Source organism: Arcobacter sp. ISO1 (assembly GCF_058105185.1).
This window is the reverse complement of the sequence record NZ_CM176573.1, coordinates 1,370,039-1,386,345: the sequence shown is the minus strand read 5'-3', so window position 1 is coordinate 1,386,345 and position 16,307 is coordinate 1,370,039. Positions and strand designations below refer to the sequence as shown.

21 protein-coding genes are annotated in these 16,307 nt (G+C 29.0%); 4 read left to right on the top strand and 17 right to left on the bottom strand.

Annotated features, from left to right (window positions below; all coding sequences use genetic code 11):
- Positions 1-9: 9 nt before the first annotated feature.
- The 17 genes from AC2TY9_RS06840 to AC2TY9_RS06760 form a co-directional block, all read right to left on the bottom strand.
- Positions 10-708 carry an aspartate/glutamate racemase family protein gene (locus tag AC2TY9_RS06840; protein WP_489780198.1) on the bottom strand — a complete coding sequence of 233 codons (699 nt, stop codon included), beginning with the start codon at positions 706-708 and terminating at the stop codon, positions 10-12.
- Between the two features lie 50 nt (positions 709-758).
- Positions 759-1,412, bottom strand: a complete 654-nt coding sequence (locus tag AC2TY9_RS06835) for an energy-coupling factor ABC transporter ATP-binding protein (RefSeq protein WP_489780197.1) — start codon at positions 1,410-1,412, stop codon at positions 759-761.
- A complete protein-coding gene (locus AC2TY9_RS06830; protein WP_489780196.1) occupies positions 1,409-2,053 on the bottom strand; it encodes an energy-coupling factor transporter transmembrane component T family protein in 645 nt (214 codons plus the stop codon). The genes AC2TY9_RS06835 and AC2TY9_RS06830 overlap by 4 nt, the downstream gene beginning before the upstream one ends.
- Entirely contained in the window at positions 2,046-2,528 is a 483-nt protein-coding gene (locus tag AC2TY9_RS06825) for a hypothetical protein (protein ID WP_489780195.1), read from the bottom strand. The genes AC2TY9_RS06830 and AC2TY9_RS06825 overlap by 8 nt, the downstream gene beginning before the upstream one ends.
- Complete coding sequence (cbiM, locus tag AC2TY9_RS06820) at positions 2,525-3,127, bottom strand: cobalt transporter CbiM (RefSeq protein WP_489780194.1); 603 nt, start codon at positions 3,125-3,127, stop codon at positions 2,525-2,527. Before cbiM ends, AC2TY9_RS06825 begins: the two co-directional genes overlap by 4 nt.
- Positions 3,128-3,130: 3 nt before the next feature.
- Positions 3,131-3,847 carry a DUF4198 domain-containing protein gene (locus AC2TY9_RS06815; protein WP_489780193.1) on the bottom strand — a complete coding sequence of 239 codons (717 nt, stop codon included), beginning with the start codon at positions 3,845-3,847 and terminating at the stop codon, positions 3,131-3,133.
- 106 nt (positions 3,848-3,953) lie between these two features.
- A complete protein-coding gene (locus tag AC2TY9_RS06810) occupies positions 3,954-4,400 on the bottom strand; it encodes a PAS domain-containing protein (protein ID WP_489780192.1) in 447 nt (148 codons plus the stop codon).
- A gap of 17 nt (positions 4,401-4,417) precedes the next feature.
- Positions 4,418-4,801: a chaperone NapD gene (locus AC2TY9_RS06805; protein ID WP_489780191.1), complete on the bottom strand. Its 384-nt coding sequence runs from the start codon at positions 4,799-4,801 to the stop codon at positions 4,418-4,420.
- A 10-nt stretch (positions 4,802-4,811) separates the two neighbouring features.
- Entirely contained in the window at positions 4,812-5,780 is a 969-nt protein-coding gene (locus AC2TY9_RS06800; RefSeq protein ID WP_489780190.1) for a WD40 repeat domain-containing protein, read from the bottom strand.
- Complete coding sequence (locus tag AC2TY9_RS06795; RefSeq protein WP_489780189.1) at positions 5,752-6,060, bottom strand: hypothetical protein; 309 nt, start codon at positions 6,058-6,060, stop codon at positions 5,752-5,754. The genes AC2TY9_RS06800 and AC2TY9_RS06795 overlap by 29 nt, the downstream gene beginning before the upstream one ends.
- Before the next feature lie 3 nt (positions 6,061-6,063).
- Positions 6,064-6,546, bottom strand: a complete 483-nt coding sequence (locus tag AC2TY9_RS06790) for a ferredoxin-type protein NapF (protein ID WP_489780188.1) — start codon at positions 6,544-6,546, stop codon at positions 6,064-6,066.
- Positions 6,547-6,549: 3 nt separating this feature from the next.
- A complete protein-coding gene (locus AC2TY9_RS06785) occupies positions 6,550-7,179 on the bottom strand; it encodes a nitrate reductase cytochrome c-type subunit (protein WP_489780187.1) in 630 nt (209 codons plus the stop codon).
- Positions 7,176-8,000 (bottom strand): quinol dehydrogenase ferredoxin subunit NapH, encoded by an 825-nt coding sequence (gene napH / locus AC2TY9_RS06780; protein WP_489780186.1) that lies wholly within the window; start codon positions 7,998-8,000, stop codon positions 7,176-7,178. Before napH ends, AC2TY9_RS06785 begins: the two co-directional genes overlap by 4 nt.
- The gene (napG, locus tag AC2TY9_RS06775) at positions 7,993-8,787 is read right to left on the bottom strand and encodes a ferredoxin-type protein NapG (protein WP_489780185.1); all 795 of its coding nucleotides are present in this window, start codon (positions 8,785-8,787) and stop codon (positions 7,993-7,995) included. The genes napH and napG overlap by 8 nt, the downstream gene beginning before the upstream one ends.
- A 39-nt stretch (positions 8,788-8,826) precedes the next feature.
- Entirely contained in the window at positions 8,827-11,634 is a 2,808-nt protein-coding gene (gene napA, locus AC2TY9_RS06770) for a nitrate reductase catalytic subunit NapA (protein WP_489780184.1), read from the bottom strand.
- Positions 11,635-11,888: 254 nt separating this feature from the next.
- Complete coding sequence (locus AC2TY9_RS06765) at positions 11,889-12,884, bottom strand: type IV pili methyl-accepting chemotaxis transducer N-terminal domain-containing protein (protein WP_489780183.1); 996 nt, start codon at positions 12,882-12,884, stop codon at positions 11,889-11,891.
- Positions 12,881-13,546 carry a Crp/Fnr family transcriptional regulator gene (locus AC2TY9_RS06760; RefSeq protein ID WP_489780182.1) on the bottom strand — a complete coding sequence of 222 codons (666 nt, stop codon included), beginning with the start codon at positions 13,544-13,546 and terminating at the stop codon, positions 12,881-12,883. Before AC2TY9_RS06760 ends, AC2TY9_RS06765 begins: the two co-directional genes overlap by 4 nt.
- A 112-nt stretch (positions 13,547-13,658) precedes the next feature.
- Here AC2TY9_RS06760 and AC2TY9_RS06755 point away from each other — a divergent pair, with 112 nt between their 5' ends.
- From AC2TY9_RS06755 to AC2TY9_RS06740, 4 genes are all read left to right on the top strand, one after another.
- Positions 13,659-14,300, top strand: a complete 642-nt coding sequence (locus tag AC2TY9_RS06755) for a Crp/Fnr family transcriptional regulator (protein WP_489780181.1) — start codon at positions 13,659-13,661, stop codon at positions 14,298-14,300.
- 68 nt (positions 14,301-14,368) lie between these two features.
- The gene (locus AC2TY9_RS06750) at positions 14,369-14,794 is read left to right on the top strand and encodes a hemerythrin domain-containing protein (protein ID WP_489780180.1); all 426 of its coding nucleotides are present in this window, start codon (positions 14,369-14,371) and stop codon (positions 14,792-14,794) included.
- A gap of 1 nt (position 14,795) precedes the next feature.
- A complete protein-coding gene (locus tag AC2TY9_RS06745; RefSeq protein ID WP_489780179.1) occupies positions 14,796-15,050 on the top strand; it encodes a hypothetical protein in 255 nt (84 codons plus the stop codon).
- Positions 15,035-16,294, top strand: a complete 1,260-nt coding sequence (locus tag AC2TY9_RS06740) for a hypothetical protein (protein ID WP_489780178.1) — start codon at positions 15,035-15,037, stop codon at positions 16,292-16,294. The genes AC2TY9_RS06745 and AC2TY9_RS06740 overlap by 16 nt, the downstream gene beginning before the upstream one ends.
- Positions 16,295-16,307: the final 13 nt, after the last annotated feature.

Sequence of the window (16,307 nt, the reverse complement as noted above, 5' to 3'; positions counted from 1 at the left end):
ATTAAATCTTTATTTTTCTAAAGCAAAATTTACCGCACTTAAAACATGCAGTTTTGTAGTATCATAAATAGGGATATCAACATAACCTTGTTTTATCAACATTGATATTTCTGTACATCCTAAAATTACACCTTCGCAATCATAATCTTCTTCTAATCTTTTTATGATTTTTATATATTCATCCCTAGATTTTTTAACACATTTACCTAAACATAACTCTTTGTAGATAACTTCATGGATTAAGTCTTGTTCTTTTTCATTTGGAACTATTACTTCTATTTTGTATTTTTCTTCAATTCTATTTTTATAAAACTCTTCTGTCATAGTGAACTTTGTTCCTAAAAGAGCAACTTTTTTAATACCATCTTTTAATAAAGCTTGTGCTGTACAATCTGCAATATGTAAAATAGGGATATTTATATTTTCTTCAATTTGAGGTGCTACTTTATGCATTGTATTAGTACATATAATTAAAAAATCTGCCTTTGCATCTTCCACAGCTTTTGCTTCATTTGATAAAATTTTAGCTGTTTCTTCCCATAAAGAACTGTGTTGGAACTTTTCTATCTCTTCAAAATCAACACTTGAGAGTATTATTTTAGCACTATGTAAGCCACCTAGTCTATGTTTAATCTCTTCATTTAAAAGTTTATAATAAGTTGAAGTACTCTCCCAACTCATTCCACCTAACATACCAATTTTTTTCATATTTGTATAACCTTCATGAAAGCTTCTATTTATAAAGATTATATTGTATATTAACTTATCTTTTCTAACCCATCGGTTTTTAGTTTATAAATTGTTGGCGTAAGTTTTTCAATAAAAGTTTTGTGGTGAGACACAATTACCATTGATTTTTTTATAGAGTTTAAAATATTGATTATTCTTACTTCAGCATCTTCATCTAAAGCATTTGTAGGTTCATCAAGCAAAATAATTTTTGGTTTAGTAATTAAAATTCCTGCTAAAGCAACAATTTTTTGTTCCCCTCCACTTAGATCATAAATATTTCTATTTTCTAAATGTAATATTCCTAACTCTTCAAGCATTTTAATTGAAGATTCATAGGCTTCATCTTTTTTTATGCCCTTTGCCCTTAAAGCAAACATCACATCTTCTATAACTGTTGGACATAAAAAATGATCACTTACATCTTGAGGTAAATATCCAATATCTCCCCTATAAGCTCTAAAATCTTTTTTTGAATTCATCTTATCATGAAATAAAAAAATCTCACCCTCTTTTGGAGCGATTAAACCAGCAAGGATTTTTAAAAGTGAACTTTTCCCACTTCCGTTAGATCCAACTATTGCAACTTTTTCTTCATGGGATACATTTAAAGTAACATCTTTAAAAACCTCTTTTGTTGAAGTTTCATAACTTATATTTTTTAAATTTATTGAACAACTCATACAAAAACCTTTACATAAAGCATACAAACTAAGAATATTAAAATCACATCATAATAAGAAAGTTTAGAATTATTTATTAAATAAATCCTTCCACCAAATCCTCTTAATTTAAAAGAATCTTGTAAAGCATTAGCTTTTATTATTGACTTTACAAAAATATGCCCAAATAGATTCCCATAAGTTTCATATGTAAACATTGATGAATTTGCCCTAAAACCTCTTGCTCTTAAAGTCATTTTTATTTTTTTAAATTCATCATTTAAAGTTTGAATCATTTTAAGCGTAAAATATACTGAGCTTACTACTTTTTTTGGGAATCTTAATTCATTTAAAGCTCTAACAATATCATAACCACTTGACTGTGAGAATAATAAAAGATTAAAAAGCACAATCATATTAGTTCTAATATAGATATTTATAGCCTCTTCGAAACTACTTTGAATAAGTAAAACAACGAAGATCATCAAAATAAATAGATTTAGAAAAATTAGTTTTTTTATAATGCTAATAAGAGATTTATACTCACAAAAAGCCACAAAAACTATAGGCAAAAAGTATAATAATTCAACTTGATTGAAGCTAATAAAAATTGAGTACAAAAAAGCACAGATTAAAATTATTGAAGAGTTAAAATTATTCATTTTTTCTTTTTATTTTTTTTAAAAAGAAGAAAATTCCGACAATAATAAAAAGTGCAAATATCATTTTTAGAATTTCGTTTTGTTCAATCTTCTCTTTTAGCATCTTATTTTCAGACTTTAATCTTAAAACTTCTTCTTCTAAATTTAAGATATTTGTATCAACTATTTCGTTTTCTTTTTTTATAATATTAGTAGTTAAAGTATCTTTTGCTCCATGTCCACCAAGTGATTCCACAGATACAATAATTTTAGGAGCTAAATTAGTAATAATAAATTCACCATTTTTATTAGTTTTTCCTTTTTGAAGGATTACTCCTTTTTCATCTTCAACTTTTATATCACAATTTTTACAAAAACTTCCACTTGCAAAATATGCACTTGCAAAAACTTTTTCTTTCTCTTGAGTCAAAAAAAGATTTAATTTGTGTGCAAAAGAGAATTGAAAAACAAAAATAACTAATAACAATAACCTCATAGATTTACCTCTTTTAGAATATCAGGCATACTCTTTTTTAGATAATTTATTAAAAATAGTGTTACTAAACCTTCTATAATCATTGCTGGAATATTTGCCAAAATAATTGTATAAGCTGCAAGTAAATACTCCTGTTTTGCAAGAACTAATATCAAACATAAAAATATTGTTGCAATTAATACAGATACAAAACCAATAGCAAAATATTTTATTTTTTCATTTAAAAGATTTAACACCCCACTTTTAGTTAATAGATACATCAAATAAGCAGGAAGTGCCATAATAATTATATTTGCTCCTAAAGAGCTTAGTCCACCATAGCCTAATAGAGTTGCTTGTAATAAAAGGGCAATTGCAATTGCAAGGAAAACTCCACTTCCAAGAAGTATTCCAATAACTCCTATTAAAACAAGATGAACTTGTGTGGGTCCCAATGGAATATGTATAAATGAAGCTATAAAAAATATTGCACTCATAGCTGAGATTAAAGCAATATTTTTATTTTTTAGAGTCTTTAAAGATATTGCAATTAAACCTAAAGAGATTATAGAAGTTGCTATAACTACTTCACTTGAAAGTATTCCATCAGAGATATGCATTTTTTAATAAACCTTTACCCACATAAGTGCACCATTTTCAATTGGATACATTTTACCTTTATATTCCTTTTCACCCTCTTCAATTAAAGCAGCGAATCCCCACCAACCTTTATGATTCATAGTAAATGAAAATACTCCATTATCATCAGTTTTAACTACTTGAGTAATATGTGCATCACTTGGCGCTTTAAGTCCAAACTCATTAAAAAGCTCTACTTCTACTTCAACATTTGCTGCTGCTTTTCCATTATGCAAAACTTTACCTTGGAAAAGGTTTCCAGAATAAAGACCAAAGGGTTTTGTCATTGGGACAATTTCATATTTTAAACCAAGTGGTTCATCCCAACCATCTTCTAAACCAAATGCACTAACTATTAATTTTGGTACATGGATGATATATTTTTCTTCAGCAGGCTCAAAATAAGCTTCAGGCACTACATGAAATTTATAAACACCTGGTCTTTTTACTGTGTACTCACTGCTCCAAGCTTTATGATCAAATTTTTTGGTTTCTTTTAAAGGCAGTTTTTCATCACCTAAAAAAATACCAACTGGTTTAACCATTGTCATTCCAGTTTGTTCAAAGGGATGAATAAACATTGCGTCAAGTTTTAGTGTAGATTGCTCTTTAGATTGAATATTATCTGTATTAGATAAAAACGTTAAGAAATGTGCATTTGCACAAACAGCTAAAAGAGTTGCTAAAATCAGTTTTTTCATTATTGCTCCTAAATAAATTTAGGAAATTATATGATTGAAGCTTTTATATAACAATAAATATTTTAGTTACTTGTGTATTTTTAGAACCAATATGAATAGTTATTTACTATTTATATATTACGGTTCTAATATTTTCTCCATCAATATTTCTGATCTGATCATATTTTTTTTGATAGAAAATTTTCTCTTCATAGGGAATTGGAAATCTAATAGATTTGTATTCAACTAGTTTACCATCTTTGTAAACGCCACTAACACTTGCATAAACCCAATAAAATCCTTTGTCTTTTCTAAGGTTTTTAACATACCCTTGCCATTTTTGTTCAGTTTCTAGTTTTGACCACATCTCTTTAAATATTCTTTTTGGCATATCTGGATGTCTTACTAGATTGTGTGGTTTCCCAATTAACTCTTCAACTTCATATCCACTTATATTTGCGAAAGTCTCATTTGCATATGTGATTTTTCCAGTTAAATCAGTTCTAGAAACAATTAACTCATCTTCAGGGACAATTGTCTCAATTAAAAATTCACTTTCAGAATATTCTTTCATCTTAAAAACCTTTAATATTAATCAATTTTATCAAACTCTTCAGCAAAACCTTCAAGGTTTTTTCTTTTTAAATCCCCTCTATACATTATTTTATTTGGGTCAACATTTTCATCATTTAACATTTTAGGAACTAACTCTGCATTTTCCAAAACTTCAATGTGTTCATCTAATTCATCTTCACTATATGCCATTTGCATATCTGCACTTGCTACATGAGGAATTGCTTCAATAACTCTTAATTTCTCAAGTTCTTCTTTAACTCCATTCCCTTCAATAGTAACAATGATTCTACCCTTTTCATCATGTAAATGATAATCACAAGCTTCACATTGTTTTAAACTTTCAACCACCTCATCAAGATATTTTGGTAAAGTTTGTACTACAATACTAGATACATTCATTGTTCTCTCCTTATTTCAATTTAAAATAGTTTATATTCGAATCATCACTACTTACAAACACTTCATTTTTATTTATAAATAAAATTTGCGTTAAAGTAGCTTTTTGCCCCTTAAGATTATATAATTTATCTTTTGTATTAACATCAAATATTAAGACTTCATTTTTTTCATTATAAGCAATAGCACCAATTTTTGCCTTTGGACTTAAACCGCAACTATAAAGTAAAAAATCAAACCTCATTGAATAATCTATAAAACCCGTGTAAATAACTGCTTGCCTGTCTTGACCTGCTGTTAAGATAACACCGTTTTTATAATCTACTTGATAAACTTTATCTAAATTTTTGTTTTTGTTTTCACCAAAAACTTGAGCATTATCAACTCTTATCTTTCTAACAATCCCACTTTCATCTGTTGTAACTAAAACCTTTTTGTCTTCACTTAAAGAAAAATCAGAAAATGATGAAGCACTAACTTGTATAAGATAATCTAGTTTTTCGTTTTTTAAATCAAAAACTCCAATTTGGTTACTAAGCAAAGCAAATACTATCTTATCTTTTGAGATAAAGTTTGCCTTTTGGATAAAATATTTTTTATCTATACCAATTGCTTTTATTAAGTTTTCATTTTCATAAATAAAAATATTTCTGTAACCTTTCATTCCTTGAGATACTATTAATAATTTATTATCAATTAAATCTATAGAATATATTTTTGCAGCAATTACATCACCCATAAAATCTTTTATATTAGGAATTTTTATCTCTTTTATTTTTTTAGTTGTCAAGGCATCAAAAACTTCAACTTTTCCTTCACTAGTTGCTGCATATAATTTATTTTCTTTATAAACTAAAGACTGTACAGTTCCACTTGCTTTAAATATTTTAGTAGGTTCTAAATTCTCAATTGCAAATAGGTTTACAAATAATAAAGATAGTATAAATACAAGTTTATGCATTTGGATTGAAGCCCGTATCATCTTGTTGTCCATTGATTTTATTTATCTCTTCTTCATACTCTTTTTGTAAAACTGCCATCTTCTCATTTAAGTCTTGATAGCTTACAGGGCTTAAAGTTTTTGATTTTGTCCAAACAACTTCAATATCATTTGCATAATCTTCACCCATAATTTCAATATTTTTCTGGAATTCTTCTAAATCATTACAAATTACTGTTTTCTCCTCTAATGTATCAGTTAACTCAATAAACCAATCTCCAGGATTTTTTTCATCTACATGAGATATAAATTTAACAGCCATCTATTAACTCCTAGTTATTTTAATTGCATTTGTTGGACATACACTTACACAAAAGCCACAACTTGTGCATTTTTCTTGATTTATACTTGGTCTAAACATCCCAATAAACTCTATTGCATCATCTAAACATGGATCTTTACAAGAAAAACACATTGTGTTATTCCAACTTAAACATTGTAACATCTCTATTTCTAAAGCTACATCAATGTACTTTTTTTCTTCAAGGCTTAAAACCTCGGTTGGACAAGCTATTGCACACTCATCGCAATAGGTACATCCACCTTTTGAGAAATCTATTATAGGTGTTTGTTTTTCATCTAAAATAATAATATTCTCTTGACAAATAGTTATACATGGTTTATCTTCACATTTTATACACTCTTTGTCAAAAGAATCTAAATCTTTAAAATATGGTGGTCTAATTGCCCGCTCTTTTTCCTCTTTTTTTGAAGGAAAAAGAGAACCTAAAAGTTCTCTTCTTTCCATAATCTATTCCATTAAAGTATCTAAGCCTTCAGTAAGACTTGAACCTTCCCAAGAAGATTTATTTGCTCCATCTTTAGAAGTATATTCTGGTTGGAAAGTGTTTTCAACTAACTGACCTTTACTTTGTGGTGCATGACATTGTGAGCAGTTAAATCTAGCTCCACTTAAAGATGCCATCTCTTTAATTGTAATATACTCCATTTTATCACTTGAAGTATTATCAATTTCTTTTCCATTTTTAACTATTTTACCATCTTTTGCCAATGAAGTAGAAGGTCTAAAATCAGTCATGTGTGATTTTGGATAAGGTAATGCATTTAATGTTTCTGCAACACCTGGAGTATGGCAACTTACACATTGGTTGTTGTTAACAGTAATTGGTAACATACCATCAACACTATGTGGAATCATAGGTGGAGCATCTTGAAATGCTCTTTCAATTTTTTTACTAGTTCCAGCTGCTGCTTGTGAATATTTTGTTTCATCAGGCGTTACTGTATTTTCACTATATAAATCAACTTTTCTAAGTCCTAGTGATTCTTCACTATAAGTTTTAGAAGCTGTACTACACCCAGCTACAAATAAAACCGAAGCAGAAACAATACCTAAACCTATTTTAGTAATTAGTCTCATGCTAATTCTCCTTTGCTATTTTTATTTTTTATTAAATCTCGAATTGAAAAATTAAGTGCGTCATCATCACATACTTCTATGCATCTTGCGCAGTTTGTACACTCCCCAGAAAGTACTTGTTCAGATTTTTTACCAACCATATAAAGTACTTGAACCTCAGGACAAACCTCTTTACACTTCATACATAAAGTACATTTTTCCTCTTCGTAGTCAACTCTTATTAGGCTAAATCTACCTATTATTGAGTAAATACCACCAATAGGACAGATATGACCACACCATCCATTCTTTAAAACAAAAAGATCAAAAAGAAAGATAACTACAATAGCAGCCCATCCAAAGCCCATGCCAAAAACTATTCCTCTATGAACCATAGAAACAGGAGAAACAAACTCAAATGCCGTAATTCCAAAGGCAAAAGAGATTACAAGTGATATAGCAATAACCCAATATCGCATATTTCTACTTGCAGGTTGTTTCTTTTGAATTTGATTAAATCCAAGTTTTCTTCTTAAGTAGTTAGCTAAATCAGTAATCATATTTACAGGACAAACCCAAGAACAAAATGCTCGTCCTCCAATAATCCCATAAAATAAAACTGCTACTAGTAATCCTAAGAATATATCACTTGCAATTATTGCCCCAGCAACAAACATCTGTAATACTGCATAAGGGTCACTCATAGGAATAAGACCAAAAATCAAAGAAGAACTTAAGTTCCCCATTATGATACTCCATCCCCATGCATTCGCACCAAAATACAGAACCATTAAACTAATTTGAACGACTCTTCTTAGAATCAAAAATTTATTCTTAATCATCTAAAAGTCCTCCCATATCATTTAATGTATCAATAGCTTTTCTCTTACTTCGTTCTGTTGTTGTTGTTTCCATCGTTGCATTTTCAAGCCTTTTTTCATCAGCTTTATCCCAGCCTTTTATATAGTGATCACCTACTTTACCTAAAGCAATTTCCCTTGGTAATACAAAGATTGCAGCTTTTTCAGTTACACAGGCATGTTCACAAAGACCACAACCTGTACATACATCACTATCAACTACTGGTTTTAAAAATGCATGTTTTCCTGTTCTACTATTTTTTTCATATTCTAGTTTTATAGCTTCATCCATTAATGGACAGGCTCTATAACAAGCATCACATTGAATTCCCCAAAAAGCAATACAATTTTTTGTATCTACAACTGCTGTTCCCATTTGAGCTTTATTGATATCAAGTCTATTTGCACTTGAAACTTTTTTGATATCTAAAGCATCTGTAGGACAAACAGGTACACATGGTATATCTGGACACATATAACAAGGAATATCTCTTGGGGTAAAAAATGGTGTCCCAAGAGGTAAGTTATCACCAGGCTTTGCTAATTGAAGAGTGTCAAAAGGACAAGCTTCAACGCACATACCACATTTGATACAAGTTTTTAAAAAATCTTCTTCTTCTAATGCTCCAGGTGGTCGAAGAGTAAGTTGTGAGGCTGTTACCTCATCAACGTATGCACTCCATACAAAACCACCAAGAATTGCAAGACCAGTTGCCCTTGCAATATTTAAAAAGAATCTTCTTCTATCACTAATTGGTTCTTTTTTCATCTTTTTCTCTTTTTAATTTACTTAAAAGTATCTATAAAATTACGCTTTGTAAATTTTTACTGCACATTTTTTAAAGTCAGTTTGTTTTGATTGCGGACAAGTAGCATCCAGACAAACTTTATTAATAAATACTTTCTCATCAAACCATGGAACAAATACTAAACCTCTTGAAGGTCTATTTCTTCCTCTAGTTTCCACTCTTGCTTTAACTTTTCCACGTCTAGATTCAACCCAGCAAAGTCCACCTTGTGAAACTCCGTATTTTTTAGCATCTTCTGGATGTATGTAACATAATGCTTCTGGAACTGCTCTATATAATTCTGGAACTCTCATTGTCATTGTTCCACTATGCCAGTGTTCTAAAACTCTACCTGTACTCATCCATACTGGATACTCAGTATCTGGTATTTCTGGTGGATCCATATATGGACGTGCGAAGATTTTTGCTTTATTTTTTAATGATTTTTTTGTTTTATCTTTGATACCAGTTAAATCACCTTGTGCAAGTGCTTTAGCTAATGTACCATAGAATGCAAACTCAGTATGTCCTGTTTCTTTCCCATATTTTTTTGCATATGGATCGTATTTAGTATTAAATCTCCATTGAGTTTCTTTACCATCAACAACGGGCCATTTAAGTCCTCTTACTTTATGATATGTATCAAAGTCAGCTAAATCGTGTGCATGTCCACGTCCAAAGTTTGCATACTCTTCAAATAGATATTTTTGGATATGGAAACCATAACCTTTCCAAACCTCTCCATCACTTCCTTTAACATTTCTACTATCACCTAAAGCATCAGAATCATCAAAACCTACATTAATTGGATCTTCCATATCTTTTGGATATTTTTCTCCACCTTGTTTATATAAAATCTCAAACATTGTAGTGTTTTCGTCATATCCCATTTTCTTAGCATCTGCAATTACATTTGGAAGTTTTTTACCGTTTCTTAGAGTATATCCACCCCATAAATCTTTAACAGTAAATCTTTTTGAAAGTTCAACCCATTGCCATGTATCAGACATTGCATCACCTACTGGTAATACTTGTTGTCTCCAGTGTTGAGTTCTTCTTTCAGCATTTCCATATGCTCCCCATTTTTCATAAATCATTGCTGATGGTAAAATAAGGTCAGATACTTTTGCAGAAATACCTGGATATCCATCTGAAGTTACAATGAAATTATCCATTTGTCTTGCAGCTTTAATCCAGTGAGTTGCACTTGCTGTATCTTGATAAGGGTTACATACATTTACCCACGCAAATTTAACAACACCATCTTCAATATCTCTATGGATTTTCATAATATGTTGATTTCCTACAGGGTTTAAAGTACCTTCAGGAATTTTCCATGATTTTTCAACAATTTTTCTATGTTTACCATTTGCAACCATCATATCAGCTGGTAATCTGTGACAGAAAGTTCCAACTTCTCTTGCTGTACCACAAGCACTTGGTTGACCAGTAAGTGAAAATGCACCCGAACCTGGTTTTGCTTGTTTGTTTAATAAGAAGTGAACATTATATGCTAAAGTATTTACCCAAGTACCTCTTGTGTGTTGGTTCATACCCATAGTCCAGAAAGATACTACTTTTCTTGATTTTTCGATATATAAAGAAGCTAATGTTTGAAGTTTTTGTTTAAACTCTTCAAGTGATTCATCAGGGTCACCTTTAGATATTTTTGCCACATAATCTAATGTATAAGGATCTAAGAATTTTTTATACTCTTCAAATGAGATTTCCCAGTGTTTAAGACCTGCTGGTTTATTAACCATCACATCACCTTCTTTATATCCATAAGGTGCTAATGCAGGAGCTTCAGTTTCAGAAACTTTCTTTTTCATCTCTTTAGAAATTGTTTCCATCTCTTTAGCTGTATATTTACCATCTTTAAGTGATTTTTCACCCTCTCTTCTCATTCCATAACCCATATTAACTGGACTTGCTGCAAAAACAATATGTTTTTTAACAAAATCCCAATCAATTGCTTCAGGATTGTTATATACAATCTCTCTTGCAATATAGTTCCATAAAGCTAAATCAGTGTTTGGAGTAAAAATAATCTCCATATCAGCTAAATCTGAAGTTCTATGTCTATAAGTTGAAATATTTACAACTTTTACATTTTTTGGATCAGATAATTTTCTATCAGTTACCCTTGACCATAAAATTGGGTGCATCTCAGCCATATTTGATCCCCAAGATACAACAGTGTCAGTTAACTCAATATCATCATAACATCCAGATGGTTCATCAATACCAAATGTTTGATAGAAACCAACAACAGCAGATGCCATACAGTGTCTTGCATTTGGATCAATAGCATTTGATCTAAATCCACCTTTCATCATCTTTTGTGCTGCATAACCTTCCATAACTGTATATTGTCCAGAAGCAAATACTCCTACTCCCTCAGGTCCACTAGCTTTAAGTGCTTTTTTGATGTGAACTTCCATCTCATCAAATGCTCTTTGCCATGAAACTGGTGCGAATTTACCATTTTTATCAAACTCACCTTTTGCGTTAACTCTTAATAATGGAGTTTTTAATCTATCTGCTCCATACATAATTTTTGCATTAAAATAACCTTTAATACAGTTAAGACCTCTGTTAACTGGTGCTGCTGGGTCTCCTTTAACTGCAACGATTCGTCCATTTTTCGTTGCCATCATAATTCCACAACCTGTACCACAAAATCTACAAGCTGCTTTGTCCCATCTCCAACCAGCTTCTGCTTGATTTGAAGCTGCTTGTAAATTACTTGGAACTGACATGCCAACTGCTGCTGCTGCAGAAGCTGCTGCCGAACTTTTTAGAAAATCTCTTCTTGAAAGTGCCATTTCCTCTCCTTTAATGAAATTGTTTTCAAACAAGTAATTCTAACAATTAAGTAAAGGTTTATTTCTTGACCTGTGTCAAATTTATTAAAAAGTTTTTATTCTTTATAGATACCATAAAATGGGGATTTTAAACTATTATTTTTTTGTGAAGAAATTGACTTAAGTCAATTTTTTTTTGGAAAAAAGTGGTTATAATTTATGTAAAAATAAAACCGATATCCTCTTTATTCAAAGTTTTAATATCGGTTTTTTTCTTAAGCTTTTTTATCAATACTACAACTAGTCAATAACTTATCTAATTCTGCTTTTAAGTCTTGTAATTTTTTTGTTGATTTTAATAATTCCTCAGTTGATTCAATTACTATATCTTCACTTTTATCAATTTGGTTCATTACATCTGATTTATTTTCAATTTCACTAATTAGATTATCAAACTCATCGGTTAAGCTTTCAAGTTTATCTGAAGCTAATTTTGATTGTTCTAAAGCATTTTGTGAATAATTTACGGCACTTGATACTTTTGAGATAAATTGATTATAGTTATCTGCCATTTCAACAAACTCTTTTTCACCTTCAACTTTTATTGGTGCCATCTCATTAATATTTTTATTACCAATCTCTTTTGCTTTTTCAATAAACTCATTTGCATGGGATTGTATTTGTCTTAACTGTATTAAAGAATATAGTGAAAATATAAATAAAAAGCCAAATGCTGTATATTGAAAGTTTTTAATAAAATTTGTTTTCTCTTCTATATAGTTAGTATAAAGAGTAACAATCTCATCCACTTCAAAAAGCAGTTCATTGTTTGCTTCATTAAAGTATAGTAACAATGAGTTGATTTTTTGTGTATCATTTTTTAAAATTGCTTCTTTAAACTCTAAAGAATTCTTATAAAAAACATTCCATAAAACTTGCACTTTTTCTATTTGAGATTTGATATCATGTACTGGAGCTTCAGTGATATCAAGACTTTTATTTCCATCTTTTAATGTTGCTAATCCAAAGATAAATTGAGAAATTGCCTTATCCATCTCTGTAAAATTTTTTGATTTTGTTTGATTTATAAAGTATATATTTTTAGTAATTCTTTGAGTAAGCATTCTTTGCTTACCTGCAATATTTACAATCAAGGCATCTTTTGTATTTTTGTAATTTAAATGTATTGTAATTGAGATAACTGCAAATATTGTAATCATCAATAATGCACCTATAACTTTTATTTTATTACTTACACTTTGAGTTTTCATATTCCAACTCCCATGTATATTCCTTTTAATTCATCATAATTATGTATTATTATCTTTCCTCTTTCTATTTCAATGGTTCCATTTCTAGAAAGTCTTTTTAAAACCCTTGATAGAGTTTCTGGTTGGATATGTAAAAGAAGTGATACTTCTGTTCTTTTTAAATCATTAAACATATCTAAATCATTTATCAACATAAATGCAACCTTTGATGTTGCATCAAAAACCAATTCTCGATTTATAATACATTGAAGTTGTTGATTTTTATATATTAATTCTTCAACAAATTTCATCACAAGTTCATTTTGATACAAAAAACTCTCTTTAAATTTTTTATAATCAATTGATAGAAGTGAGCTCTCTTTTATAAATTCTGCATTAGAAAAACATCTAACTTTGTTTTCTTCCAAACTAGAAAGTTCAGATATCATCGTATTAGCATATACATAATATAAAAAAATCTCATTATCATATTTATCAATTTTATAAACTTTTATTTGTCCCTCAAGCAAAAATAACAATTTATCCGTAGTATCAGCTTCATAGTATAAAATTGAATCTTTTTCATATCTTGAAATATGACTAATATCTTTTAATATCTTTATCTCCTCTTCACTTATTTGTGAAAAAAGATTGATACTTTTTATAGCCTCTTCTAATTTCATTTTTCTCCCTGTATCCCCAACTTATATATTGTATTAAAAAAAACTTTTAATATCATTGACATATATCAACTTCAGAATAACATTTTAAGGAATCTGTTTATATACTTCTTAGATGAAAACAATAAATAGATTACAAAAGCATGAAATTTTTAATGGATTAGAGCAAAATGAATTAGAAAAAATTGCTCAAATAACAATAACAAAGAACTTTGAGAAAGACCAAATAATATTCTATGAAACAGAAGAACCAAAATATTTCTATTTTCTAAATAGTGGTATAGCCAAGGTTTATAAAGTTGATTCAAAAGGGAATGAGATAGTCTTGCATAATTTTGCAGCTCCAACTATGATAGCAGAAATGGCATCAATTGAGAACTTTAAATTCCCTGCAACTTGTGTTGCTATGGATAAATGTGAGTTTCTTTTAGTAAAAAAAGAGGAGTTTGTAAATCTTTTAAAAACTAATCCTGATATCTCTTTTCATGTAATTAAATCCCTAACAAGAAAAATTAGAGGGATGGAAGGTCTTTTAAATAGAAGTTTAATTTTTGATGCCACAACAAAAGTTGCACACTATATTGATGAACGTACAAATGATTTTATTATGAAGAAAAATAAAGAAGTTGCAAATGAACTTAATATGACTCCAGAAACTCTTTCAAGAGTTCTTAAAAAACTTAAAGATTTAAATATCTTAGATAAAGATAGAAATCTAATAAATAAAGATAAATTACAAACCTTCTTAGACTTTTAATTCATTGATTTATATCAATGAAATTATTTATATTTTCATATATTATTCTTATAAAAAAAGGATGATATATGAGTGTAAACGAATTTATGACAAATGACCACAGAGCTTGCGACGAACAATTTGCAAATCTTGAAAATATGATTGACCAAGAAAATTTTGACAATGGAATATCTATGTTTGAAGAGTTTCATGAACATATGATTAAACACTTTGATATGGAAGAAAAAGTTATGTTCCCAATGTTTAATGATGCACAAAGTGAAGGTTGTAATCCAACGCAAGTTATGATAATGGAACATAATCAAATGAGAGTTTTATTAACTAAAATGAAAAGTGCTATTGAAGCAAAAGATAAAAACTCTTTTTTAGGTCTTAGTGAAAATCTAATGTTTTTAGCTCAACAACATAATATGAAAGAAGAACAAATTATGTATAACATGGTTGATAATGCTTTAGATTCGCAAGAAGTTATAAACAAAATGAACGAGATTTAAAATGTTAAAAGAGATTTTACTTGATTGTACAATGCTTGAATCACCAGAGCCATTAAACTTGGTTGTTCAAAACCTTGGAAATATATCTGAAACAAGTTATATAAAGATGGTTCATAGAATGCAACCAATGATGTTATTTAATATCTTAAATCAAAATGGTTTCAAATATTTAACTTTGGAAAAAAACAATCAAGTTGAAATCTATATATTTAAAGAAGAATTTTTTGAGGAGCAGAGAAAATGTATACAGGACTAAGTCTTGATCAAGCTCCACCATTTGAAGCACCTCTAAAATTTTTCTTATCAGCTCCACTTTTTGCAGCTATTGCTGGCTTTATTGTATTTTTTTTAGATGATTTAAATATGTATACACGCCAAACAATTGCTATTGTTCATATTTTAACAATTGGATTTATTCTAATGATTATATTTGGAGCATTACTTCAAATGCTTCCCGTAGTTGCAGGAGCAGTTATAAAAAAACCAAAAATTGTAGCAAATACAACTTTTACTTTTTTAGTAATAGGAGTTATAACATTTTTTCTAGGTTTTTATTTTTATGAAAAGATTGCTTTATATATTTCATCAATATCATTACTAATTGCATCACTTCTTTTTTTAGGTATTTGTTTATATGAACTAATAAAAGTGAAACCTAAATCTTTTATTGTACAAGGTATGATTTTTGCTACTTTATTTGCACTAATAGGTATCTTAATTGGTGTTCATATGGGGATTTCCCATGCAAGAGAAAATATTAGTGCTTCATATTTTATTTTTACAAATATCCACTATAATTTTATTTTTGTAGGTTTTATTTTTTTACTTATTGCCTCTATTACCTTTCAAGTAGTTCCAATGTTTTGGGTAACTAATCCATTTGAAAAAACAAAACAAAAATTTATAATCTACTTTACAGTAAGCTTACTACTTGCATTTTCTGTATTTTTATTCTTAGGATTTGAAGAGTTGTTTTTTTATAAAATATCTTTATTTTTTATTTGTACATATTTTGCATATCAAACAATAAAAACTATAATAAGTAGAAAAAGAAAATTAAAAGATTTATCTGTTTATTATTATATTACAAGTATGGTTTTTCTAATTCTTGGTTCTTTATACTTTTTAGTTTCAGAATATATAAATTTTAAAATTGAGATTTTAGGAGTGTTGTGGGGGATTGGTTTTATAATGTCACTTATGAATGGGATGTTGTATAAAATAGTTCCTTTTTTAGCATGGTTTCATCTAAGTTCAAAAGGTTTTTTTGATATACCAACAATAAGAGATATGATTCCACCAAAACATATTGAGTTTCAATTTTATTTACACCTAAGTGCAATTGTAATTTTTTTATTATTTTTAATTTTTAATTATCTAATTTTATTAAAACTTGCTGCAATTATTTTTGCTATTTCAAATATATATTTGTTTTTTAATCTATTTAAAGCCGCAAAAGTATATTTGAATTTTGATACAAGTCAAAGTCAACTAAACTAATTTAGTATACAAT